This is a genomic window from Rubrivirga sp. S365, from assembly GCF_032248475.1.
Classification (GTDB): domain Bacteria; phylum Bacteroidota; class Rhodothermia; order Rhodothermales; family Rubricoccaceae; genus Rubrivirga; species Rubrivirga litoralis.
The window spans coordinates 2,478,346-2,500,279 of sequence record NZ_JAVTTN010000001.1; the positions used below are offsets into that span (position 1 = coordinate 2,478,346).

Sequence of the window (21,934 nt, forward strand, 5' to 3'; positions counted from 1 at the left end):
GCTAGGGGTGGTCGTGACGAGGGCGGGGCGGTCCAGCATGGAACCGCCCTGCCCGATCCCGCCCCGCCCAGCATTACGCGCCGTGCCCGGACGGGCGACCGCCGGTCGCCCCTACGGTGCCCGCCCCGCTCGTGCGCGTTGCGGGCGGGGTGGCGCATCTTCGGGCCGCGGCCCGCTGGGAACGTTGGGCGGGGCGGGGCGGTCCGTCTGCCCATGCCCACCGCCCCGCCCCTCTCCGACCTGCTCCCGCCCGAACACATCGTCGTCGGCCTCGACGTGGCGACGAGGGAGGAGGTGGTCGGCGCGCTCGTCCGCGCCGTGGCCGCGGACGGGGCCGTCGTCGACGCCGAGCGCCTGGAGGCCGACGTGCTCGCCCGCGAGGCGATGATGTCGACCGGCGTCGGGCACGGCGTCGCGCTCCCGCACGCGCGGAGCGCAGCGACCTCCGGGACCGTCGCCGCGCTCGCCACGCTGGGCCGGCCCGTCGACTTCGCCTCGTTCGACGGCGAGCCGGTCGAGATCGCCGTGCTCCTGGCCGGCCCGGAGGCCGAGCGGGGCGGGCACGTCCGGCTCCTCAGCCGGCTCAGCCTCCTCCTCTCCGACGTGGACCTCCGCCGCCGGCTCCGCGAGGCGGCCACGCCCGCCGAGGCCGCCGCCGCGCTCCGCGACGCCGAGGCCGTCGCCTCGTAAACCACCCCGCCCTCGCATGACTCCCACCGCCCTCACGATCGCCGGCTCCGACTCGGGCGGGGGCGCCGGCATCCAGGCCGACCTCAAGGCGTTCGAGGCCAACGGCGTGTTCGGCATGAGCGTCGTAACCGCGATCACGGCCCAGAACACGCGCGAGGTCACGGCGGTCCACGAGGTGCCGCCGGACGTCGTGGCCGCCCAGATCGACGCCGTCGCGGCGGACCTCCCCGTCGGCGCGGTCAAGACGGGGATGCTGGCCTCGGCCGCCATCATCGACGCGGTCGCGGGCGGGGTGGCCCGCTGGGGGCTCGGCCCGGTCGTGGTCGACCCGGTCATGGTGACGACGAACGGCGACCTGCTCCTCCACGCCGACGCCGTCGAGGCCGTCCGCCGCCAGATGCTCCCGCTCGCCGACCTCGTGACCCCGAACGCCCACGAGGCCGCCGCGCTCGCCGGCGGCCGCGTGCGGACGCTGGACGACGCCCGCCGCGCCGCCCGCGCGATCCTGGCGATGGGGCCGCGCGCCGTCCTCGTCAAAGGCGGCCACCTTGACGGCGAGGCCGACGCCGTCGACCTCCTGCTGACCGAGTGGGGCGAGACGCTCTACCGCGAGGACCGCATCGACACGACGAGCACGCACGGGACGGGCTGCACCTACGCGAGCGCGATCGCGGCCGGGCTCGCGCGCGGCCACGACCTCGAAGACGCCGTCGGCCGCGCGCGGCGCTACCTCCAGGGTGCCATCCGCCACGGGCTCGACCTCGGCGGCGGCCACGGGCCGACGTCGCACTTCTGGTTCCTGGACCGCGAGCCGGCCGCCCCGCCCACGCCGGCCTAAAGCGCGCAGGCGGGGCCGTGGAGCCGCTCGGGCGGGGCGGGGCGGGGCTCCCCGTCGTCTTCACTTGAGGCGCGCTCCGCTGACGGCCTATCTTGGGGTCCTCGCGCGGGTCCACGCCCGCCGAGACGCGCCGGTAGCTCAGCTGGATAGAGCGTCGCACTACGGATGCGAAGGTCGGGAGTTCGAATCTTCCCCGGCGTACAAAAGAGTAGGCGGAGGCCCCTGAGTCACAACGACGCGGGGGCCTCCGCGTTTGTGTGGGTCCGGGTACAGGGTTCAGTCCGCCCCGCCCCATCGGCTGCTCGCTGCACCATTGATGGGGTCGTTTCGTGGAGCGGCCCGCGCGGCGGGCGGAGCGAGATGTGGAGTCACGACGGACCCGGGGCGACTCTGAGGAGAGTCCTACGCGCCGCCGGTGCGCCCCCTCAGCAGGGACGGCCCCGAACAGTCCGGATCCTCCCTCGTTGTCCTTGGGCCGCCACCCCGCCCGCCGTGCGCCTTCTCGTCCTCGCCGCCGCCCTCCTCGCCGTGCCCGTCGCCGCCCAGGACGGCGGCGCCCCGGGCCGTGCCCCGCTGCCCCCGGACTCGGTCCTCACCCGCGACGGCCCGCCTCTTACCCTCCTCATGAGCCGGGGCGGGTACTCGGTCGTCGGCCCCGCCGCGGGTGGGACCGGACTGTGGGTCACGGCCGTCCAGCGCGGCGGAACCGTATTCACCCCCTGCGGGAGCGTCGCTGAGCAATGGGCGGGCGGCGACGCGTGGACTCCGGTCGACACGCTCGACTGTGAGGCGCCGCCCATGCCCTCGCTCAACGCCTCCGCGGCCGAGGTCGCCGTGGCCCAAATCCACCTCAACCCCGACTTCCTCCAGCGGCTCGTCGCGGCGAATGGGCGGGGCAACTTCCGAATGGTCTACCTCGCGACCGACTCCAGAGGCCGCCCGCTCCCCGACACCCTCCGCGCGACGCCGCCGTTCGTGCTCGTCGACTTCGCCTCCGTCCACGCCGAGGCCGTCGAGGCGCTCCGCGCTCGCCCGGGGTGGCGAGCCCTCGCCGTCGGGCGCCGCGAGAACCACCGCTACTTCTGGGGGGCGTCGTGGTCCTACGGGTCCGCTGCGGCTGCCGCGAACCGGGCGCTCGACGAGTGCCGGGAGCGAGCTACGGGGGAGGGGGACAGCCCGTGCTGGGTCGAGCGCGTTGAGGCGCCGGTGACGCCCGGCTCAGACTGACTCCGCCCGCGCCGTGACCGACCTCCCCCCGTACCGGCCGCCCCGCCCGCTCCGCAGCGGGCACGTCCAGTCGGTGCTGCCCACGCTGTTCCGCCGCGTCCGCGTGGCGTACCGCCGCGAGCGGCTGGAGCTGGCCGACGGCGACCTTCTCGACCTCGACTGGACCGGCTCGTCCGACGGCGCCCGCGTCGCCGTCGTCGCGCACGGGCTCGAGGGCAGCACCGACCGGGCCTACGTCCGCGGCATGGCCCGGGCGCTCGCCCGGCGCGGGTGGACCGTCTGCGCGTGGAACCTCCGCGGGTGCTCCGGCGAGCCCAACCGGCTCGCGCGGACTTATCACAGCGGCGTCTCCGACGACCTCGACGCCGTCGTCCGCCGCGTCCTCGACCGCCCCGCCCCCGGCGGTTCAGGCGGGCGGGGCGGGCAGGCTGCGGGCGCAAACCGCGGGGGCGGGGCGAGGGCCGTCGCCGTCGTCGGGTTCAGCCTGGGCGGCAACGTCACGCTCAAGTGGCTCGGCGAGCGGGGCGGCGACGTCGACCGGCGCGTCGTGGGCGGCGTCGGGATCTCCGTGCCCGTCGACCTGGCCTCGGCGTCGGCCGTCATGGAGCGCCCGAGCCGGCGCGTCTACATGGCCCGCTTTCTCCGCTCGCTCGGCGACAAGGTGGCCGACAAGGCCGCCCGCCATGAGGGCGTCCCCGACGCCGGCCCCATCCGCGGGATGCGGTCGTTCCGCGAGTTCGACGGCCACGTCACCGCCCCGCTCCACGGGTTCGACAGCGCCGAGGACTACTGGACGCGGGCGTCGTCGCTCCCGCTCCTGGGCGCGATCCGCGTGCCGACGCTGCTCGTGCAGGCCCTCGACGACCCGTTCCTCTCGCCCGCGTGCTACCCCCGCGCCGAGGCCGCGCGGAACCCGTCGCTCACGCTCCTCACACCCGAGCACGGCGGCCACGTCGGGTTTGTCGAGCGGGGCGGCGAGTTCTGGTCCGAAACGGTGACCTCGCAGTTCCTCGACGCGGCCCTCCTTCCGACGCCCCGCTCCACCACCCCGCCCGGCGCATGACCCTCCGCCCGCTCCTCGCCCTGTGCGCCCTCGTCTCCCTCACCGCCTGCGACTCGTTCGAGGAGGTCGAGGGCGAGGTGCTCCCCGACAACCTCGTCGTCGAGACGGTCGACCTCGTCCAGAGCGCGGGCGGGGCGGTGACGCTCACGGCGACGGTCCGCAACGAGGGGGACGTCGGCTTTTCCGTGGCGGCGCTCGCGTTCACGGTGGAAGGAGAAGGGGAGGGGCCGAGCCGCCTCGCCGGCGGAGTCGTCCCGGGCGGGTTGGCCGCCGGCGCGAGGGGGGTGATCGCGGAGACGGTCCCAGACGTCGCCTTCAGGGTCGACTGCTACCGCTACACCGTCGAGGTCGACGCCGCCACGGCTAACCAGACCGTCAGCCGGGCGAAGGCGTACCCCGGCACCTGCGGCGACTAGCCGGCCGCCTCCGCGAGCCGCTCCGCCCCGCCCTCGACGGCGTAGAGCAGGAGAAAGCGGCGGAGGAGGTCGTCGGCCGCCGGCGACGGGCGGAGCGTGTCGAGGACGGCGGCGAACACGTCGTCGTCGGCCATCTCGGGGTAGTACGGCCGGTAGGTCACGAGGCGCGCGCGCTCGGTCGCCTCGTCGAGCTCGCTGTGGAACTGGGTCCCGTAGACGGGCGCGTCGGCGAGGCGGAACGCCTGGTGCGGCGCGCGGTCGTTGGACGCCAGCTCGACGGCGCCGGGCGGCAGCGCGCTCACGCGGTCGTGGTGGCCCATCTGCGTGGGGAACCGGGCCGGCAGCGTCGAGAACAGCGGGTCCGCCCCGCCCGCCGCCGTCAGCGCCACGTCGTGCGTGCCCATCTCGGCCCGGCTCGGGTCGTGGACCACCTCGCCGCCGAACGCGCGCGCGACGAACTGGTGGCCCCAGCACGACCCGAACAGCGGCACGCCGCGGTCGGCGCACGCGCGGCACACGTCGACCAGGCTCTGCGTCCACCCGAACGTGTCGACGACCGAGTAGGCGCCGGCGCCCCCGATCATGACCGCGTCGACGTCGTCGAGGAGGGCGGGGGAGAGGGCGTCGGAGAGCGCGTCGGTGACCGCGAGCTGGTCCACGCGGAGCCCCGTCCGCTCGCGGAAGCTCGCCTGCTCCTCGGCGATCACGGCGGGCCGCTCGCGGACCTGGATCAGGCGGACGCGGACGTGGTCGAGGTCGGGGGCCATGAGCGGGGTGGTCCAGAGGGCGGGGCGGAGCCCGCGTACGGCGCCGGGGCGGGGCGGGTGCCCGGGCGTAAGACGGCCGCCCCGCCCGCCGTCTACAGGGCGATTGTTTCCCCCGCACACTCCCCCCTCTAGATCCCATGGCACAGACCGACTCCATCGTCCTCGGCGGCGGCTGCTTCTGGTGCACCGAGGCCGTCATGAAGCCGCTCCGCGGCGTCGAGCGCGTCGTCTCCGGCTACGCCAACGGCCACGTCAAGAACCCGACCTACCGCGAGGTCTGCTCCGGCCGGACGGGCCACAACGAGGTCGTCGAGGTCACGTTCGACCCCGACGTCGTCTCGCTCCACGACCTGCTCGCCGTCTTCTTCGCGACCCACGACCCGACGACGCTGAACCGCCAGGGCGCCGACCGCGGCACGCAGTACCGCTCGGGCGTCTACTACACGACCGAGGAGCAGAAGGCGACGGCCGAGGCCGTGGCCGCCGAGGTGGCCCCGTCGTTCGACGACCCGATCGTGACCGAGATCGTCCCGCTCGACTCGTTCTACCCGGCCGAGGACTACCACCAGGACTACTTCGAGCGCAACCCGGCCCAGCCGTACTGCGCGGCCGTCATCGCGCCAAAGGTGACCAAGCTCCGGTCGCGCTACCTCGACAAGCTGGCGGTGCCGGCCTAGAGCACCCTTCGGGTGGGTACGGGGTACGAGGTACGGCCCGATTTGACCTCGGCGCACGCGTACCTCGTACCGAGTACCCTGTACCTCCCTGCGCGTTGCTCTAGCGGCGGACTGCGCCGGCTCGACGGTGGGGCGGGGTGGAGCCTGCGAACGGGCGGTGAAGAGGGCGCCCCCAGCCTTGCGCCCCGCCCCGCCCGAGCCCTACCTTCCGTGTGCCCCCGAGCGGGGCGGACACTCCTCGGTAGCTCAGTGGTAGAGCATGCGGCTGTTAACCGCAGGGTCGTAGGTTCAAATCCTACCCGGGGAGCCCACGGCGGCCCTTCTGCAGAGCAGAGGGGCCGTTTTTGCGTTCGGCCCGTCTGAACCGCCCCGCCCCGCCCCGCCGAGCACTGGCCACGGGCGGGGTGGCCGGCCCTCTTGACTGGGCTCCGCCTGCGCGGGGACGACGCTTGGGGGGCGCTCGCGAACAGCCTCGGGGCGGGGTGGCCGCCCTGGAACCCGCCGCCCCGCCCAGGGAGAACGGGAGGAAGGCGCGGGGCCGCGGCACCCTGGCCGGCCGGGCGGGTACCACACCCTCTCCCACAGACCTGCCCGATGAAAGCCCCCTCGTTCGTCTCCTTCATGGTCTCGCCCGCAGGCCGTGCGCTCCGCGTCGCCGCCGGGCTGGGCCTGCTCGTCTCCGGCTACGCCCGCCGGGGCACGACCGGCGGCAAGGCCCGAGCCGCGCTCGCCCTCGTCCCGCTCGCCGCTGGCGCCTTCGACGTGTGCGTGCTGGGGCCGCCGCTCGACGCCCCGCTCGATGGGTCCGCGGCCCGCGCCGAACTCCGCGCGGGGGGCTGACCGATGCTCAACGCTCTCCTCTGCGCCTTTCTTTTCGCGGCCCCGGGCGGGGAGGACCGCGCGCTGGAGCCGCCCCGCCCGAGCTCCACGGTCGCCGCCGCCCCGCCCGCCGACAGCGTCGACGTCGCCCGCCTCTCGCCGGAGGAGGCCGCCGCGTTCCTCGCCGAGATGCCCGACGCCGTCGTCGTCGACGTGCGCACGCCGGCCGAGGTGGCGGCGTCGGGGCGGCTCGCGGGCGCGCTCGTGCTCGACGTGACGGCGCCAAACTTCGACGCCCGCGCCCTCGACGCCCTCGACCTCGACAGGCCCCTGCTCGTCTACTGCCGCTCGGGGACCCGCGCGGAGCGGGCCGCCCGCCGCCTCGCCGCGCTGGGCATCACCCGCCTCGCGAACGCGGGCGGGCTCGACGCTCTCGCCGCGGCCGGCCTCTCCACCGAACCCTACACGCCCTAGCGACCCGCCATGCCCGACCGATTCCAGACCGACGTGCTCGACAAGAGCCACGAAAAACCCGTTCTCGTCGACTTCTGGGCGCCGTGGTGCGGCCCGTGCCGCGTGCTCGGGCCGACCATCGAGCGGCTGGCGCGCGAGAGCGCCGGCCGGTGGCGGCTCGTCAAGATCAACACGGACAAGCACCCCGAGCTCTCGCAGCGGTTCGGCATCCGCGGGATCCCGGCCGTGAAGATGTTCTCGGGCGGGGCGGTCGTCGCCGAGTTCACGGGCGCCCTTCCGGAGCCGGCGCTGCGCCAGTGGCTCAGCGAGCACCTGCCGGCGCCCGCGTAGTGGCCGCCCCGCCCGACCCGCTCCCGCTCCGCGACCGGCTCGCGCTCGACCGGACGGTCCTCGCCAACGAGCGGACGCTCCTGGCCTACCTCCGCACCGCACTGGGGCTCGTCGCGACGGGCGCGGCGCTCGTCCACTTTACCGACGACGTGGGCTTCGAGGTCGTCGGGTGGGCGAGCCTGGCCGTCTCGCCACTCGTCGTCGCCGTGGGCGCGTGGCGCTTTGCGCGCGTGCGCCGCCGGCTCGACGCCGAGCAGGCGGCCTAGCCCGCCCGGCCCGAGCGCGCCGGTGGGCGCTCGGCGACGAGCGCGCGGAGGGCGGGGCGGAGCGCGGCTTCGAGCAGCAGCCCCTCGTGGCGCATCCGCACGCGCCCGCCCCGGTCGATGACGAGCGTGGTCGGGAGCACGGCGGCCGGCGGCGGCGATCCCGCGACGGGCGGGCCGACCAGGAGCGGGTAGTCCACGCCGTACCGCTCGGCAAAGGCGCGGACGTCGGCGAGGTCGTCGTCCTGCGAGACCCCGAGAAACTGGACGTCGCCCGCGAACTCGGCCTGGAGGTCGACGAACCCAGGCGTCTCGACGACGCACGGCGGGCACCACGTGGCCCACACATTGAGCACGACGACCTGGCCGGCGTAGTTGGCCGGCCCGTGCGTGCCCCCGCCCAGCGCGGCGTAGGTCACGTCCGGCGCCGCCCCGAGGTCCGGGAGGTCGAGGTCGGGGACGAGCCGGCGGACGAGGACGACGGCGAGCACGAGCACGGCCGCCCACTGGAGGAGCGCCCACGCCCGGCGCCACCCCGCCCCGCTCGGCCGCCGAGCGGGGCGGTCGGTGGAACCGGCGGCACGGGCGGGGTGGTCGGGAGGAGCGTCGCGCATGGGGGATGCGGCGGGAGGCGCCCAGCGGCGCGGCTCCAGGAGCGAGAAGGGCGGCCGCCCCGCCCCCGGCTACTCGTAGTAGGCGACGACGAGGGTTTCGGACGGCGCCGTGCCGATGTTCTCGACGGCGTAGTTCCGGGCCGTCTCCCAGCTCACGCTGCCCGCCTCGCCCTGGACGCGGACGTCCGGGGAGTCGCCGCCGAACTCGTCGCCCTGCGACCGCTCCTCCTCGAACTCCGAGAGCGCCACGACCACGCGGCTAAACGCCGAGTGGGGCGGGAGCGACTCGCCCGGCGCCAGCGTCACCAGGGCGACGCCGACGTCGTCGTTCGACACGAGCACGTCGACGGCCGGGCTGTCGATCCGGTCGATCTGCGTGAGCTCGTACGGGAAGCGAATGTCCTCGTCCGGGTCCTCACGGCGGTCGGGGAGCGGGTTGGCCCACCGCTCGAAAAAGAGCAGCTGCGCGTCGGCGTCGCCCGCGTTCGTGATCCGCGTCGGGGCGTCGTAGAACGCGGCCGAGCCCGCGGCCCACTCCGTCGGCGCGTCGTCGACGGTGACGGACGCGTCGGAGTAGGCGTAGATGACCCAGTTTTCCCCGTTCTGCATCGCCACCGATGCTCCGGGCGGGAGGGCGAAGTACGAGGCCTCGACGTAAGGGCCGGAGAGGAGCCGCGCGGCGTAGGACGGCAGGTCGCCACCCAGCGTCTCCGGGTCGGCGGCCTCTGGCGGCTGGACCGGCTCGGTCACGAGCGGGGCGGGGCGGTCGGCGACCGCCGCGTCGTCGGGGGCGTCCTGGCACCCCAGCGCGAGCGTGCACAGGGCGAGGGAGAAGGCCAGAGTGCGCATGGGGCGGGGCGGTGGGGCTCGGCTGTACCGGGCGCCCGCCCCGCCCGTTCCACCCCGCTCGGTTCGCCCCGCCCGTTCCGCCCCGCCCGTTCCACCCCGCCCGGTTCGGCACGGAGCCTTTGAACAGGTCGACCGCCGCGCGTCCCGGCGCGGGCTTCTCAGGTTGCGTACCCAGTACCTCGTACCTCAGAGGACGGGCGCGAGCAGCCGCGTCGACCGCGCCGCCAGCCGGAACGGGAACGACTGCGCCGTCAGGTCCTCCTCGGTCAGCCGCGTCGACCGCGCGAGGTCGGCCTCGAGCATGGCCTCGACGTCGGCGCAGAACGCGGCGTCGTGGGCGAGGCAGGTGACCTCGAAGTTGAGCCGGAACGAGCGGTTGTCGAAGTTGGCCGTCCCCACCGCCGCGTAGTCGTCGTCGACCAGGATCACCTTCTGGTGCATGAACCCGTCCTCGTAGAGGAACACCTTGACGCCCACGTGCTCGACGTCGGGGAGGAAGGCGTAGGGCACGAACCGGAACATCCACGAGTCGACCATGCGCGGCATGATCACGCGGACGTCGACGCCGCGCAGCGCCGCCGACTGGAGCGCCCCGAGTACGAGGCCGTCGGGGACGAAGTACGGGCTCGCGATCCACACCCGGTGCTCGGCCGCGGCGATGGCCTGCGCGTAGAGGAGCCCGGCCGTCTCGACGCGGTCGGCCGGCCCCGACGCGACGACGAGGGCGTTCTGGTCGCGGTCGCTCCCCGCCAGCTCCCACGGGAGCTCGGGGACCTCGCCCCGCCCGTAGTACCAGTCGCGCGCGAACGTGAGCTGGAGCGCCTGGGCCGCCGGCCCCTCGACGGCCAGGTGCGTGTCGCGCCACGGGCTGAGCGTGGGGTCGAGGCCGAGGTACTCGTCGCCCACGTTGAGGCCGCCCACGAACGCGCGCTGGCCGTCCACGACGACGATCTTGCGGTGGTTGCGGAAGTTGATGCGGAACCGGCCCAGCCACCCGCGCTCGCCGCTGAACTCGTTGACCTCGACACCGGCCTCGCGGAGCGTGCGGACGTAGCGCCGCGGGAGGCTGTGGCTGCCGACGCCGTCGTAGACGAAGAACACGTGGACGCCCCGGGCGGCGGCGTCGAGCAGGCTCCGCTGGAAGCGGCGCCCGAGCCGGTCGTCGTGGACGATGTAGAACTGGGCGACGACCGTGTGCTCGGCCGCGTCGATGGCGCCGAGGATGGCGTCGAACGTGTCTTTACCGTCGACCAGCAGGCGCAGCGAGTTCCCGCGGAGGAACGGGAGCCGCGACAGGTTCGCGAAGCCGCGGAGCTCCGACGCCGTCCGCTCGTCGCAGGCGGCCTCGGGCGGGACCTCCCAGCGCTCGAGCGAGCGCTGGGCGCGCTCGAGCCGGGCCGTCACCTCGTCGTCGAACTGGCGGACGGCCCGGACGTAGCCCTCGAACCGTGACCGCCCGAACGCCCAGTAGAGCGGGAGCGTGACGAGGGGCAGGAGCACGAGCGCCACGACCCAGGCCGCCGAGCCCTGCGGCGTCCGCGCGTGCATGATGGCGTCGACGGCGCTCAGCACGCCGAGCACCTGGACGAGGGGGAGCAGGAAGCCGAACGCCCACCCGATCATGTCGGCGGTCGTCATCGGGTCGTCAAACATCGGGGGCGGGAGCGGCGCAGAGGCGGCCGTCTGGTGGGCGGGGCGGGAAACGTAGGGGCGACCGGCGGTCGCCCGTCGGGCGGGGCGGGGCGGATACCGGGCGGGGCGGTCGGGCGTCAGCCTGCGGAGGGCGCCGCCGGGCCGACGACGCGGACCGCGTCCGGGACGCCCTCGATGACGACGGGCGACGGGAGGCGGACCACGTCGCCGTCCATGAGCACGCGGACGCGCGGCTCGTCGGCGGCGAGCTCGACGCGCTCGGCCACCGAGGCGTCGAGGTGCCGGTCGAGGCGCCCCCGGAGCAGGCGGCGCCCGACGCGGAGCGCGTCGACCGGCCCGTCCGGCGTGGCGACGTAGACGTTGAGGCTCCCGTCCGTGCGGCGGTCGAGGACGCCGAACTGGAAGAGGCTGGGGGCGTAGCGGTTTGGGGTCGCGAACACGAACGGCGTCTCGAACGAGGCGCGGCGCCCGTCGAGGTCGGCGTCGAGGCGGAGCCGGTCCATGTGGAGCAGCGCGCCGAGCGCGACCGGCACCGTGGCGAGCACGCGGCCGAGCCGGCTCCCGTGGCTCTCGCGCCGCTGCACGACGACGTCGGGCGCGAGCCCGAGCGCGGCGTTGTTCAGGAACAGCCGCCCGCCCGCGCGGCCTGCCGACACCGGCCGCGCCACGCCCTCCCGGATCGTCTGGGCGGCGGCGGCGAGCTCGGTCGGCAGGCCGAGGCCGCGGGCAAAGTGGTTGAACGTGCCCATCGGGAGCACGCCCATCGGGACCGCCCCGCCCGCCAGCGCCTCGGCCACGGCGCGGACCGTCCCGTCGCCGCCGGCGGCGACGACCACGTCCGACTCCGCGGCGGCCCGGCGCACGTGGGCCGCGAGCGCGTCGTCGCCCTCGCCGCCGACCGTCCGCACGGTGGCCTGCGCGCCGGCCCGCTCGAACGCCGCCGCGATCTCGTCGGGCATCGGGCGCGTAGCCGCCCCGCTCGCGGGGGTAATCAAGACGCCGACGCGCATGGGGCGGGGTGGGAGCGTGGGGCGGGAGGCTCCCGCAGAGGCCCGGGGCCGTTCCGCGAAACGTACGCTCTGCCGCCCCGCCTGTCCGGCAGCCGCGGGCGGGGCGGGGTGGCGGTCGCCGTGCGCCGCGGGAGCCTAGCGGCCCCGGAGGCACCCGGGCGCCTCCGGGACGTACGGCCCCGTGCGCCCGCCCCGCCCGCGGACGGGCACCGAAGGCCGAAGCCGTTTCCCCCCGCCCCGCCCGCCGTGCTCGTCGACACCCACGCCCACCTCTACCTCGACGCCTTCGACGCCGACCGCGACGCCGTCGTGGCGCGCGCCCACGCCGCCGGCGTCGGCGTCGTGATCCAGCCGGCCGTCGACGTGGCCTCGATCGAAGATGCGCTCGCGCTGTGCGACGCCTACGACGGCGTCTGGGCGATGGCGGCGGTACACCCGACCTATGTGGCCGACGCGGCCCCCGACGCCCTCGCGCGCGTCGGGGCGGCCCTCGCGGACCGCCGCGTGCTCGCCGTCGGCGAGTCGGGGCTGGACTACTACTGGAGCCGCGACCACGAGCAGGCGCAGCGCGCCTCGCTTCGCGCGCACGCTCGGCTCGCGGTCCGCCACGGGCTCCCACTCGTGCTCCACAACCGCGACCGGAAGGGGTCCGACGACGCCTCGCGCGACCTCGTGCAGATCGTGAGGGAGGTTCAAGCGGAGGGTGAGGGGACGTTGGGCGGGGTGTTCCACTGCTTCGGCGGGCCGGCGTGGCTGGCCGCCGAGGTCCTCGACCTGGGGTTCCACGTCGGCCTGGGCGGCACGCTCACGTTCAAGAACGCGGGCGTGGCCGAGGCCGTCGCCGAGGTGCCGCTCGACCGGATCGTGCTGGAGACCGACGCCCCGTACCTCGCGCCGACGCCGCACCGCGGGGGCCGCAACGAGCCGGCCTACACCGCCCTCGTGGCGCAGCGCCTGGCCGACGTCCGCGGCCTGCCCGTCGAGGAGGTCGCCGAGCGGACGACGGCGACGGCGCGGGCGCTTTTTTCGATCCCCGACGCCGCCCCGCCCGCCTGAGGGCGGGGCGGTCCCTCAGCGCTCGGCCACCCCGCCCGCGGCGGCGGGGTCAGTTCAGTTTAGTGCCGAGTGCCGAGAGCGAATCGGGCTGGTCGTAGCGGACCACGTAGGTCCGCTCCCACTCGGCGAAGGAGTTGACGGTGACGAAACGGGTTTCCAGCCGCCTCCCCGTGAACCGGAGGCGGACGGCGCCCGGGTCCCCCGGGACCCCTTCGCCGGTGAAGGTCCCTGCCAAGGCCAAGTGGCCGTCCTCATAGATCCGGTACCGGCCGTCGCGGTCGATCTCGAACCGCTCGGCTTCGGTTCTCGGGCCGACCGACGAGTTGAACCCCCACATGTGCAGGCTGGTCCACACTCCGTACACCCACGTCGGCACGGGCGCGGGCGGCCCGGCCACCTCCCGCGGTGGGAAGAACCCCGCGCACCCAGCGCAGGAGGACAGGAGGACGGCCAGGGAGAGCTCGCGGATCATGGCTGCTGAGGGGCTGGGGAGGGAGAGCCGCGGGCCGGCCGGCCGATGTAACGGCGCCCGCCCCACGTTGTGCCCCCGCCCGCGACGGGAGCGGGGCGGCCGAGTGAAGACCCGGGGCAGGCTGGACCCGCCCCGCCCGCGATACTTTTAAGACACGGCGCAGACCGCGCCCTCACACGACTGTCCTCCCCACGCCCGATCGACCGGGGGGGCGGTCTTCTCCCGTATCGCAGATCGGCAGAGGATCGAATGATCACGAAAGAACAAAAGCAAGAGATCGCCGCCAAGCACGGCGCGAGCGCGCAGGACACCGGAAAGCCCGAGGTCCAGATCGCCCTCTTCACCGCCCGCATCAACGACCTGACGGAGCACCTCCGGACGCACACGAAGGACCACGCGTCCCGTCTCGGCCTGCTCAAGCTCGTCGGCAAGCGGCGCCGGCTCCTGGCCTACCTCCGAAACAGCGACATCGAGCGGTACCGCTCCTTGATCGCCGAGCTCGGCCTGCGTCGGTAACCCCATGCGGCGGCTCCCACAGCGGGGGCCGCCGTGTTTCGTTTCGGCCGCCCCGCCCGCGGGTGGGAGGCCGAACCCCAGCGGCACCCGGCCGCTCTGCCCGCCGGCAGTCCGTTCTCTCGAGCGCCCCACGGCGCCGCCCCGCGAGGGCGGGGTGGGGCGCCCGCGAGAACAGATTCCCGGCCCGCCTTCCGAGGCGTCGGGCGGGGCGGGGGCCGCCGCGTTCCAACCAGGGCCTGAACCAGACCGGCCCGCACCCCACACTCCCCATGGAAGCCCCCCAGGCATTCACCCAGACCATCGAGGTCGGCGGCAAGACGCTGACGCTCGAGACCGGCAAGCTCGCCAAGCAGGCGGACGGCGCCGTCGTCGCCCGCCTCGGCGACACCGTCACGCTCTCGACAGCCGTCACGGCGACGAGCGCCAAGCCCGGCCAGCACTTTTTCCCGCTCACCGTCGACTACCGCGAGCGCTTTAGCTCGAAGGGCGCCTTCCCCGGCGGCTTCTTCAAGCGCGAGGGCCGACCGACCGACAAGGAGACGCTGACGTCGCGGCTCATCGACCGGACCATCCGCCCGCTCTTCCCCGACGGGTTCCGTAACGAGGTCCAGGTCCTCAACTACGTCCTCTCGGCCGACGAGGAGATCGACGCCGACGTCGTCGCCGGCATCGGCTCGTCGGCCGCGCTCTCGCTCTCTGGGAGCCCGTTCGACGGCCCGACCGCCCACGTCCGCGTCGGCCGCGTCGACGGCGACTTCGTGCTGTTCCCGACCCACGAGGAGCGGCAGGGCTCGGACATCGACCTCATCGTCGCCGGCAAGTCCGACGCGATCGCGATGGTCGAGGGCGAGATGGACGAGATCTCCGAGGACGACATGGTGTCGGCCCTGGAGTTCGCGTTCGAGGCCATCAAGGACATCGTCGCCGGCATCCAGGAGCTCGTCTCGCAGCGCGACGAGCGCGATGGGGCGCCCCAGCCGCTCGAGTACGAGACGGTCGCCGCCGACGAGGCGCTCGTGGACTCGGTCTACAAGCAGATCAAGGGCGACGTCGACAAGCACCTCCGCAAGGACGACTACGACAAGGCCAGCTTCTACGACGGCATCCGCGAGATCCGCGACGCGCTCGTCACCGACATGTTCGGCGAGGGCGACGACGCCAAGGAGGAGGTCGACGGCCACTCGGTCTCCGACGTCAAGGAGGCGTTCAAGGCGGCCGAGAGCCGCGTGATGCGCGAGATGATCCTCGACGACGGGCGCCGCCTCGACGGCCGCAAGACGGACGAGATCCGCGACATCTGGACCGAGATCGACTACCTCCCCCGCGTCCACGGCTCGGCCGTGTTCACGCGCGGCGAGACGCAGGCGCTCGTCATGGTGACGCTGGGGACCGGCCGCGACGTGCAGGCCGTCGACCAGGTGTTCGACCAGGAGGACAAGCGGTTCTACCTCCACTACAACTTCCCGCCGTTCTCCGTCGGCGAGACCAAGTTCCTCCGCGGGCCGTCGCGCCGCGAGATCGGCCACGGCATGCTCGCCGAGCGCGCGCTCCGCAAGGTGATGCCGCCCGAGCAGGACTTCCCGTACACGGTCCGCATCATCTCCGACGTGCTCGAGTCCAACGGGTCGTCGTCGATGGCCTCCGTCTGCGGCGGGTCGATGGCGCTCATGGCCGCCGGCGTCCCGACCGACAAGCCGGTCGCCGGCATCGCGATGGGCCTCATCGCCGAGGGCGACAAGGTGGCCATCCTGAGCGACATCCTGGGCACCGAGGACCACCTCGGCGACATGGACTTCAAGCTCTGCGGCACCGAGGACGGCATCACCGCGTGCCAGATGGACATCAAGATCGACGGGCTCGCCATGTCGACCATGCGCGAGGCGCTGGAGCAGGCCCGGGCCGGCCGCCAGCACATCCTGGCCGAGATGGCCAAGACCATCGAGCACCCCCGCGAGGACATCTCGCCGACCGCCCCGCGCCTCATCCAGGTCGTCATCGACCAGGAGTTCATCGGCGCCATCATCGGGCCGGGCGGCAAGATCATCAAGGGGATCCAGGCCGACACCGGCGCCTCGATCGACATCGACGAGCGCGACGGGAAGGGCTACGTGACCGTCGCCGCCCCGAACATGGACTCGGCCCACGGCGCCGTCGACATCATCCGCGGCATCGTGACGCAGCCTGAGGTCGGCGAGAAGTACACGGGCACGGTCAAGAACCTGCTCCCGTTCGGCGCGATCCTCGAGATCATGCCGGGCAAGGAGGCCATGCTCCACGTGTCGGAGATCGCCCACGGCTACGTGGACGACCCGGCCGACGAGATGCAGGTCGGCGACAAGCTGGACGTCCAGCTGATCGAGATCCGCGACGGCGGCAAGCTCCGTGTGAGCCGTAAGCCGTTCCTCCCGGAGCCCACCGAAGAGGAGAAGGAGGAGATGGCCAAGCGCCGCTCGTCGAACGGCGACGGCGGTGGTGGGGGAGGCGGCCGGGGCCGCGGTCGAGGCCGCCGCCGCGACTAGACCACCCCGCCCCGAGGCCCCGCCTCGTCCGGCACGCGCCCGCCCCGCTCGTCGGGGCGGGCGCTTTGTTGTGGCCGCTCCGCGCGAGGGCGGGGTGGAGGGCGCCGCCCCGCCCCCAGCGGACCGCCGCCGTGCCTCCGCGCGCTCTCGCGGGCGGGGCGGGGTGGCTCCGCGGCCGTCGCGGCTCGGCGTGCAGACCGTCGGGTTCGTGCAGCACGGGCCGCCCCGCCCGATAGCCTGCTCCCGGCTCGGCGCTACGTCGGTGACCCTGCGGCCCAGCCGGGATTCCCGTCCAGTCCGCAGGCTACGAGCGGGGTTAGCACGAGCTTCTGTCAGGGGCTACGCATCACCATGAGTAGCGTAGGAGCCGGTTTCGCTCCGCTCCACCGCTCATGGCTCTGCTTGGAGGTCACTTCGACCTCATCCCCGACCCGCGCCGAGACCACGGCAAGCGCCACGCGCTCTCCGACATCTTCGGCCTCGCGCTCTGCGCCATCACGGCCGGTGCCGACAGCTTCCTCGCCATCGAGGCCTTCGGCAAGGCGCGCCTCGACTGGCTCCGGCGCTGGTTGCCGCTCACCCACGGCGTCCCGTCGCACGACACCGTCCGCCGTGTCTTCGCCCTCGTCGACCGCCGACACTTCGAGCGCTCGTTTGCCGCCTGGGCGCAGGAGGCCTTCCGCAAGACCGACGGCCGGGTCGTCGCCGTCGACGGCAAGCGGCTCCGGCGCGCCCGCGACGCGGGCGAGCCCATGCTGACGGTCGTCTCGGCGTGGGCCACCGAGGCGGGCGCGGCACTCGGACAGGTCACCACCGACGACGGCGAGGGCGAGGTGTCAGCCGTCCCGCGCCTGCTGGCGCTCTTGGACCTCTCGGGCTGCATCGTCACCACCGACGCGGCCGGGTGCCAGACCGACATTGCGAAGCAGATCGTCGACGGCGGCGGGGACTACGTGTTCGGCCTCAAAGGCAACCAGGCCGGGCTGCGCGAGCAAGCCGAGCGCTGGATGATGGAGGCGACGCTCTCGGGAGACGTGGACGCCTTCGAGACCTCTGAGCGTGGCCACGGCCGCGTCGAGACGCGGCGCTACTGGTCGGCCGCTGTGCCGGACGAGGCGCTGCGGAGGCTGCTCTGGGCCGGACTGACGAGCGTCGGGATGGTGGAGTCCACGCGGACGGTGGGCGGCAAGACCTCGACCGAGCAGCGCTACTTCGCGACGAGCCTGGCGGTCGACGCCGAGACGCTTGCGCGGTCGGTGCGTGGGCACTGGGGCGTCGAGAACGGGCTGCACTGGTCGCTCGACGTGAGCTTCGGCGAAGACGCGAGCCGGACACGGACCGATCACGCAGCGGCGAACCTGGCGGTAGCGCGGCGGGTGGCGCTGACGCTGCTGCGCGCCGAGACAACGGCCGAGGGCGGCGCGCCGACGAAGCGGATGCGATGCGCCTGGGACGCCGACTACCTCGCGACGGTGCTCCGGCTAGAGTGATGCGTAGCCCCTGGAGCTTCTGTTATTGCAACCAAACTCTCTGAACGTTCCTGGCGCAGGATCGAGCAGTCTCATGCTGTATCAGCGTCCGAACCGGGCGGGGCGGGAGGAGTCCTGCTCCTGGCTAGGAGGGGGCGGGGCGGAACGAGGCGCAGGCCTCTTCCTGCTCATGGACAGGCCGGAGCGTCCTGGGTGGGCTGGCGACCCTGAACCCAGCGACAGGCATGCCCCGGCCGTCGGCCGGCGCTGTAGCGCGGAGGAACCTGTAGGGCCGCCCGCGCTTCACCGGAGCACCCCAACCCATGAATCACCATGACCCCCACGATCCGCAACGTCACCGTTTTAGGAACGGGAGTGCTCGGCTCCCAGATCGCGTTCCAGACCGCGCTGCACGGGTTCACCGTGACCGCGTACGACATCGATGACGAGGCGCTCGACGGCGCACGTGATCGGCTCGAGAAGCTGGCCGCTACCTACGCCGAGGAGGTCCCGCTCGCCGCAGACGGCAAGGCCGAGGAGACTCGCAACGCGATCACGCTGAGCTCGGACCTCGCCGACGCCGTGAAGGACGCGGACCTCATCATCGAGGCCGTGCCCGAGGTTCTAGACATCAAGCGGGAGACCTACCAGAAGCTGGCGGAGGTGGCCCCAGACGAGACGATCTTCGCGACCAACTCCTCGACCTTGCTCCCGAGCGACATCAAGGACTCGACGGGCCGGCCGGGCCAGTTTCTGGCGCTGCACTTTGCCAACCGCATTTGGGATTTCAACACGGCCGAGGTGATGGGCACGCCCGACACGGACCCGGACGTGTTCGAGGCGGTCGTTCAGTTTGCCAAAGACATCGGGATGGTGCCGATCGAGCTGCACAAGGAAAAAGCCGGCTACGTCCTCAACTCGCTCCTCGTCCCCTTCCTCGACGCGGCCGCGGAGCTGGCGGCGGGCGGGTACGCCGACCCCGAGGCCGTGGACACGACGTGGCGGATCGCGACGGGCGCTCCCCTCGGCCCGTTCCAGATTTTCGACATCATCGGCCTCACGACCCCGTACAACATCTTCTGGCACGGCGGACCGGAGAAGCAGAAGCTCGCGGAGTGGCTGAAGACCGAGTACATCGACAAGGGCAAGATGGGCGTCGCCAGCGGCGAGGGCTTCTACACGTACTCCGAGTAGCGCGTGGCGCAGGCTTCACCGCCCGAAGCCCGCGCGCCCGCCCCGCCCCGCCCCGCCCCGCCCCGCCCCGCCCCCGGCGGCTGGCGGACCTTCCCGGTCCGTTGCTGCGACGTATCGCCCGGCCCCGAAACCGTACACGCTGAACCCGACCCTCTCATGTCCCAATCCCCATCGCAGAACCGCCGGTTCGTCCTGGCCGAGAGGCCCGAGGGCGAGCCCGACGACGATACGCTCCGGCTCGAGACCGGCGATCTTCCGGCCCCTGGGAAGGGGCAGATGCTGCTGCGCAACGAGTACCTCTCCCTCGACCCCTACATGCGCGGCCGCATGAGCGACGCGCCCTCCTACGCCAAGCCGGTCGAGATCGGCGAGGTCATGGTGGGCGGCACGGTCTCCCAGGTCGTCCGTTCGGACGTCGACGGCTTCGCTGAGGGCGACTGGGTCGTGGCGTACGGCGGCTGGCAGGACTACGCGCTCTCCGACGGCAGGGGCGTCATCAACCTGGGCACGAGCCCCGACAACCCGTCGTGGGCGTTGGGTGTGTTGGGAATGCCTGGGCTGACCGCCTGGGCCGGCCTCACCCAGATCGGCCAGCCCCAAGCCGGCGAGACCCTGGTGGTGGCCGGCGCCAGCGGCCCGGTGGGCGCGACGGTCGGCCAGATCGGCAAGATCCTGGGGCTCCACGTCGTCGGCATCGCGGGCGGCCCGGAAAAGAACGCCCACGTCGTCGAGACGCTGGGCTTCGACGCCTGCGTCGACTACAAGGCCGACGGCTTTCCCGACGCGTTGGCGGCGGCCGTGCCGGACGGCATCGACATCTACTTCGAAAACGTCGGCGGGGACGTGCTCGACGCGGTGCTGCCGCTCCTCAACACGCGCGCGCGCATCCCGCTCTGCGGCCTCATTTCGCAGTACAACAGGACGTCGCTGCCCAACGGGCCGGACCGCATGAACTACCTGATGGGCGTCATCCTCCGCAAGCGGATGACGGTGCGCGGGTTCATCGTCCTCGACGACTTTGGGCACCTCTACCCCGAATTTGCCCGCCAGGTGGGGGCTTGGGTGAAGGAGGGGGAGATCCAGTACCGCGAGGAGATGATCGAGGGGCTGGAGCAGGCGCCGTCCGCCCTCGTCGGCCTCTTGAACGGCGAGGCCTTTGGGAAGCGCGTCATCCACCTGACCTCGTAAGCAGCGAGGGCCGCCCCGCCCTGTACGCGCGGCGTGGGCGGGGCGGAGAGCGGGTGCGGCGGCGGTCAGCCGCCCCGCCCGCAGAGACCTCTAGGGCCGCCCCGCCCGCCGCGGGCGGGGCGGGGCGGCCGGCATTGCCCCGGCGCCGTCCGTAGCTTGGGCAAAGCCGTCGCCCCATGTACCGCGTCCAGCTCGACCACTTCGAAGGGCCGCTCGACCTGCTGCTCTTCTTCGTCCGCCGCGACGAGCTCGACGTCCACGACATCCCCGTCGCGCGGATCGCCGACGAGTACCTCGAGGCCGTCCGCACGCTCGAACGCGTGGACCTGGACGCGGCGGCCGACTTCGTGTATACGGCCGCGCTCCTCATCCAGATCAAGGCGCGGATGCTGCTCCCGCGCCCCGAGCTCGACGACGACGGCGAGCCCATCGACCCGCGGCAGGAGCTGGTCGACCGGCTGCTCGAATACGTCCGCTACAAGGAGGCGGCGGGGCACCTGGAGGGCCGGTTCGAGGCCCGGCGCCGGCTGTTCACGCGCGGCGAGGCGTCGGCCGAGCACGACCGGCTGGCCCCGCCGCCCGAGGTCGCGGTGCGCGCGACCGTGTTCGACCTGGTCAAGGCGCTGGGCGCCGCGCTCGACCGGGCCGCCGCCGCCCCGCCCCCGACCCACGACGTCGAGCGCGAGACGTTCGCCGTCGACGTCCAGCGCGCCTGGGTGCTGGAGCGCGTCGGGCGGGCGGGGCGGGGCGCAAACCGCCGGGGCGGGGCGTCGTTCCAGTCGCTCGTCGCCGGCCGCTCGAAGGCGTTCGTGATCACGACGTTCCTGGCCGTCCTGGACCTCGCGCAGCGGCAGGCCATCCGCGTCGTGTTCGGGCTGCGCCCCGAGGACTTTGCCCTGGAGCCCGCCCCGCCCGCCGACGGGGGCGGGGTGGGGGAGACGCCCGCCGACGCCGCCCCGCCCGTGCTCGCGGACCCCGAGCCATAGGCCGGCGCAGCCAACTCTGAGCCCCGAACCCCGAACCCTGCTGTGGAGACCGCCCCGCCCCGCTACGCTGCCGACACGTTCGACCAGGCCGTCGAGGCGCTGGTGTTCGCGTCCGACGTGCCGCTGCGGCCCGAGGACGTGGCCCGCGTGTACGACGAGGTGACGGGGGCCGAGACGAGCGGGGCGGACGTCGAGGCGGCCGTCGAGCGCCTGAACGCGGCGTACCGAGAGGGCGGCCGGGCTGTCCGCGTGCGGCGGTGGGGCGGGGGGCTGCGGCTGGCGACGGTCTCGACCGTCGCCCCGTTCGTCCGCGCGCTGTTCGCCGACCGCGACGTGCGGCGGCTGAGCCGGTCGCTGCTGGAAACGTTGGCCGTTATTGCATACAAACAACCCGTCACCAAGCCCGAGGTCGACCACGTCCGCGGCGTCTCGTCGGACTACGCGCTGCGGCAGCTCTTGGAGCGCGACCTCGTCGAGATCGCGGGGCGCTCGGACTCCGTCGGCCGCCCGCTCCTCTACGCGACCACCAACGCGTTCCTCGACCAGTTCGGGCTCGACGGGCTGGGCGCGCTCCCCACGCCGCGCGAGGTGAACGAGATCCTGGGCGACCCCGCGTTCAACCGCGAGCGCGCCCGGCTCCTCGCCGAGCTCACCGCCCCGCCCGCGTCCGGCGCGCCCGGGCGAGACGAGCCCGACGCGGGCGGCTCCGAGGAGAACGGACCCGATGCGGCCGGACCCGGCACGGGCGGGGCGGAGACCGACGATCTTCCCGATGCCCACTCCGCCCCTCACCACCCCGCCCCCGGCGGCCGCCCCGCCCGGGGCGGCCCCGACGACGAGTAAC

24 protein-coding genes and 2 tRNA genes are annotated in these 21,934 nt (G+C 73.6%); 20 read left to right on the plus strand and 6 right to left on the minus strand.

All coding sequences use genetic code 11. The features are described from left to right. The first annotated feature begins 213 nt into the window (after positions 1–213). From RQM47_RS10755 to RQM47_RS10780, 6 genes are all read left to right on the plus strand, one after another. Complete coding sequence (locus tag RQM47_RS10755) at positions 214–690, plus strand: PTS sugar transporter subunit IIA (RefSeq protein WP_311665565.1); 477 nt, start codon at positions 214–216, stop codon at positions 688–690. Between the two features lie 16 nt (positions 691–706). Then, complete coding sequence (gene thiD / locus RQM47_RS10760) at positions 707–1,528, plus strand: bifunctional hydroxymethylpyrimidine kinase/phosphomethylpyrimidine kinase (RefSeq protein WP_311665567.1); 822 nt, start codon at positions 707–709, stop codon at positions 1,526–1,528. A 127-nt stretch (positions 1,529–1,655) separates the two neighbouring features. Further along, a tRNA-Arg gene (locus tag RQM47_RS10765) sits at positions 1,656–1,729 on the plus strand. Between the two features lie 291 nt (positions 1,730–2,020). Continuing rightward, positions 2,021–2,755 carry a hypothetical protein gene (locus tag RQM47_RS10770; RefSeq protein WP_311665569.1) on the plus strand — a complete coding sequence of 245 codons (735 nt, stop codon included), beginning with the start codon at positions 2,021–2,023 and terminating at the stop codon, positions 2,753–2,755. A 13-nt stretch (positions 2,756–2,768) separates the two neighbouring features. Continuing rightward, positions 2,769–3,818 carry a YheT family hydrolase gene (locus RQM47_RS10775; protein WP_311665571.1) on the plus strand — a complete coding sequence of 350 codons (1,050 nt, stop codon included), beginning with the start codon at positions 2,769–2,771 and terminating at the stop codon, positions 3,816–3,818. Then, positions 3,815–4,234 (plus strand): hypothetical protein, encoded by a 420-nt coding sequence (locus RQM47_RS10780; protein WP_311665572.1) that lies wholly within the window; start codon positions 3,815–3,817, stop codon positions 4,232–4,234. The genes RQM47_RS10775 and RQM47_RS10780 overlap by 4 nt, the downstream gene beginning before the upstream one ends. Here RQM47_RS10780 and RQM47_RS10785 read toward each other — a convergent pair. Next, the gene (locus tag RQM47_RS10785) at positions 4,231–5,001 is read right to left on the minus strand and encodes a type 1 glutamine amidotransferase (RefSeq protein ID WP_311665574.1); all 771 of its coding nucleotides are present in this window, start codon (positions 4,999–5,001) and stop codon (positions 4,231–4,233) included. The two genes, RQM47_RS10780 and RQM47_RS10785, sit on opposite strands and share 4 nt — an antisense overlap. Positions 5,002–5,138: 137 nt before the next feature. Between RQM47_RS10785 and msrA the strand changes: the two genes are divergently transcribed. The 6 genes from msrA to RQM47_RS10815 all read left to right on the plus strand — a co-directional run bounded on the left by msrA (position 5,139) and on the right by RQM47_RS10815 (position 7,567). Continuing rightward, the gene (gene msrA, locus RQM47_RS10790) at positions 5,139–5,678 is read left to right on the plus strand and encodes a peptide-methionine (S)-S-oxide reductase MsrA (protein WP_311665576.1); all 540 of its coding nucleotides are present in this window, start codon (positions 5,139–5,141) and stop codon (positions 5,676–5,678) included. A gap of 235 nt (positions 5,679–5,913) precedes the next feature. After that, positions 5,914–5,985 (plus strand) — tRNA-Asn (locus tag RQM47_RS10795). A 287-nt stretch (positions 5,986–6,272) separates the two neighbouring features. Continuing rightward, a complete protein-coding gene (locus RQM47_RS10800) occupies positions 6,273–6,518 on the plus strand; it encodes a YgaP-like transmembrane domain (protein ID WP_314008947.1) in 246 nt (81 codons plus the stop codon). A 3-nt stretch (positions 6,519–6,521) separates the two neighbouring features. After that, on the plus strand, positions 6,522–6,971 hold the full coding sequence (locus tag RQM47_RS10805; RefSeq protein ID WP_314008949.1) for a rhodanese-like domain-containing protein: 450 nt from the start codon (positions 6,522–6,524) through the stop codon (positions 6,969–6,971). A 9-nt stretch (positions 6,972–6,980) separates the two neighbouring features. Beyond that, a complete protein-coding gene (gene trxA / locus RQM47_RS10810) occupies positions 6,981–7,301 on the plus strand; it encodes a thioredoxin (protein WP_311665582.1) in 321 nt (106 codons plus the stop codon). After that, entirely contained in the window at positions 7,301–7,567 is a 267-nt protein-coding gene (locus RQM47_RS10815) for a DUF202 domain-containing protein (RefSeq protein ID WP_311665584.1), read from the plus strand. The genes trxA and RQM47_RS10815 overlap by 1 nt, the downstream gene beginning before the upstream one ends. Here RQM47_RS10815 and RQM47_RS10820 read toward each other — a convergent pair. The 4 genes from RQM47_RS10820 to RQM47_RS10835 all read right to left on the minus strand — a co-directional run bounded on the left by RQM47_RS10820 (position 7,564) and on the right by RQM47_RS10835 (position 11,690). Next, positions 7,564–8,178 (minus strand): TlpA disulfide reductase family protein, encoded by a 615-nt coding sequence (locus RQM47_RS10820; RefSeq protein ID WP_314008952.1) that lies wholly within the window; start codon positions 8,176–8,178, stop codon positions 7,564–7,566. The two genes, RQM47_RS10815 and RQM47_RS10820, sit on opposite strands and share 4 nt — an antisense overlap. 69 nt (positions 8,179–8,247) lie before the next feature. Continuing rightward, entirely contained in the window at positions 8,248–9,027 is a 780-nt protein-coding gene (locus RQM47_RS10825; protein ID WP_314008954.1) for a hypothetical protein, read from the minus strand. A 186-nt stretch (positions 9,028–9,213) separates the two neighbouring features. Then, positions 9,214–10,680, minus strand: a complete 1,467-nt coding sequence (gene cls, locus RQM47_RS10830) for a cardiolipin synthase (RefSeq protein WP_311665590.1) — start codon at positions 10,678–10,680, stop codon at positions 9,214–9,216. Positions 10,681–10,796: 116 nt separating this feature from the next. Beyond that, positions 10,797–11,690 (minus strand): diacylglycerol/lipid kinase family protein, encoded by an 894-nt coding sequence (locus tag RQM47_RS10835; protein ID WP_311665592.1) that lies wholly within the window; start codon positions 11,688–11,690, stop codon positions 10,797–10,799. A 246-nt stretch (positions 11,691–11,936) separates the two neighbouring features. On the opposite strand from RQM47_RS10835, the gene RQM47_RS10840 reads away from it, so the two are divergent. Next, entirely contained in the window at positions 11,937–12,746 is an 810-nt protein-coding gene (locus RQM47_RS10840) for a TatD family hydrolase (protein WP_311665594.1), read from the plus strand. 49 nt (positions 12,747–12,795) lie between these two features. Here RQM47_RS10840 and RQM47_RS10845 read toward each other — a convergent pair whose 3' ends face one another. After that, positions 12,796–13,218 (minus strand): hypothetical protein, encoded by a 423-nt coding sequence (locus RQM47_RS10845; RefSeq protein ID WP_311665596.1) that lies wholly within the window; start codon positions 13,216–13,218, stop codon positions 12,796–12,798. Positions 13,219–13,467: 249 nt separating this feature from the next. On the opposite strand from RQM47_RS10845, the gene rpsO reads away from it, so the two are divergent. The 7 genes from rpsO to scpB all read left to right on the plus strand — a co-directional run bounded on the left by rpsO (position 13,468) and on the right by scpB (position 21,933). Continuing rightward, on the plus strand, positions 13,468–13,734 hold the full coding sequence (rpsO, locus tag RQM47_RS10850; RefSeq protein WP_311665598.1) for a 30S ribosomal protein S15: 267 nt from the start codon (positions 13,468–13,470) through the stop codon (positions 13,732–13,734). Positions 13,735–14,003: 269 nt separating this feature from the next. Beyond that, a complete protein-coding gene (gene pnp, locus RQM47_RS10855; protein ID WP_311665600.1) occupies positions 14,004–16,253 on the plus strand; it encodes a polyribonucleotide nucleotidyltransferase in 2,250 nt (749 codons plus the stop codon). 392 nt (positions 16,254–16,645) lie between these two features. Continuing rightward, on the plus strand, positions 16,646–17,743 hold the full coding sequence (locus tag RQM47_RS10860; RefSeq protein WP_311666078.1) for an ISAs1 family transposase: 1,098 nt from the start codon (positions 16,646–16,648) through the stop codon (positions 17,741–17,743). Between the two features lie 312 nt (positions 17,744–18,055). After that, positions 18,056–18,916: a 3-hydroxyacyl-CoA dehydrogenase gene (locus tag RQM47_RS10865; RefSeq protein ID WP_311664802.1), complete on the plus strand. Its 861-nt coding sequence runs from the start codon at positions 18,056–18,058 to the stop codon at positions 18,914–18,916. A 156-nt stretch (positions 18,917–19,072) separates the two neighbouring features. Beyond that, positions 19,073–20,104, plus strand: coding sequence for an NADP-dependent oxidoreductase (locus RQM47_RS10870; RefSeq protein WP_311664800.1), 1,032 nt, complete (start codon positions 19,073–19,075; stop codon positions 20,102–20,104). Positions 20,105–20,280: 176 nt separating this feature from the next. Continuing rightward, positions 20,281–21,090 carry a segregation and condensation protein A gene (locus RQM47_RS10875; RefSeq protein ID WP_311664798.1) on the plus strand — a complete coding sequence of 270 codons (810 nt, stop codon included), beginning with the start codon at positions 20,281–20,283 and terminating at the stop codon, positions 21,088–21,090. 42 nt (positions 21,091–21,132) lie between these two features. Next, on the plus strand, positions 21,133–21,933 hold the full coding sequence (gene scpB, locus RQM47_RS10880; protein ID WP_311664796.1) for an SMC-Scp complex subunit ScpB: 801 nt from the start codon (positions 21,133–21,135) through the stop codon (positions 21,931–21,933). Position 21,934: the final 1 nt, after the last annotated feature.

Coding starts and splice junctions, on each gene's coding strand:
- RQM47_RS10875 (WP_311664798.1), top strand. CDS start 20,281: ATGTACCGCGTCCAGCTCGACCACTTCGAAGGGCCGCTCGACCTGCTG.
- RQM47_RS10780 (WP_311665572.1), top strand. CDS start 3,815: ATGACCCTCCGCCCGCTCCTCGCCCTGTGCGCCCTCGTCTCCCTCACC.
- thiD (WP_311665567.1), top strand. CDS start 707: ATGACTCCCACCGCCCTCACGATCGCCGGCTCCGACTCGGGCGGGGGC.
- cls (WP_311665590.1), bottom strand. CDS start 10,680: ATGTTTGACGACCCGATGACGACCGCCGACATGATCGGGTGGGCGTTC.
- RQM47_RS10870 (WP_311664800.1), top strand. CDS start 19,073: ATGTCCCAATCCCCATCGCAGAACCGCCGGTTCGTCCTGGCCGAGAGG.
- RQM47_RS10860 (WP_311666078.1), top strand. CDS start 16,646: ATGGCTCTGCTTGGAGGTCACTTCGACCTCATCCCCGACCCGCGCCGA.
- RQM47_RS10805 (WP_314008949.1), top strand. CDS start 6,522: ATGCTCAACGCTCTCCTCTGCGCCTTTCTTTTCGCGGCCCCGGGCGGG.
- msrA (WP_311665576.1), top strand. CDS start 5,139: ATGGCACAGACCGACTCCATCGTCCTCGGCGGCGGCTGCTTCTGGTGC.
- RQM47_RS10755 (WP_311665565.1), top strand. CDS start 214: ATGCCCACCGCCCCGCCCCTCTCCGACCTGCTCCCGCCCGAACACATC.
- trxA (WP_311665582.1), top strand. CDS start 6,981: ATGCCCGACCGATTCCAGACCGACGTGCTCGACAAGAGCCACGAAAAA.
- RQM47_RS10825 (WP_314008954.1), bottom strand. CDS start 9,027: ATGCGCACTCTGGCCTTCTCCCTCGCCCTGTGCACGCTCGCGCTGGGG.
- RQM47_RS10835 (WP_311665592.1), bottom strand. CDS start 11,690: ATGCGCGTCGGCGTCTTGATTACCCCCGCGAGCGGGGCGGCTACGCGC.
- RQM47_RS10865 (WP_311664802.1), top strand. CDS start 18,056: ATGACCCCCACGATCCGCAACGTCACCGTTTTAGGAACGGGAGTGCTC.
- RQM47_RS10820 (WP_314008952.1), bottom strand. CDS start 8,178: ATGCGCGACGCTCCTCCCGACCACCCCGCCCGTGCCGCCGGTTCCACC.
- pnp (WP_311665600.1), top strand. CDS start 14,004: ATGGAAGCCCCCCAGGCATTCACCCAGACCATCGAGGTCGGCGGCAAG.
- rpsO (WP_311665598.1), top strand. CDS start 13,468: ATGATCACGAAAGAACAAAAGCAAGAGATCGCCGCCAAGCACGGCGCG.
- RQM47_RS10785 (WP_311665574.1), bottom strand. CDS start 5,001: ATGGCCCCCGACCTCGACCACGTCCGCGTCCGCCTGATCCAGGTCCGC.
- RQM47_RS10845 (WP_311665596.1), bottom strand. CDS start 13,218: ATGATCCGCGAGCTCTCCCTGGCCGTCCTCCTGTCCTCCTGCGCTGGG.
- RQM47_RS10800 (WP_314008947.1), top strand. CDS start 6,273: ATGAAAGCCCCCTCGTTCGTCTCCTTCATGGTCTCGCCCGCAGGCCGT.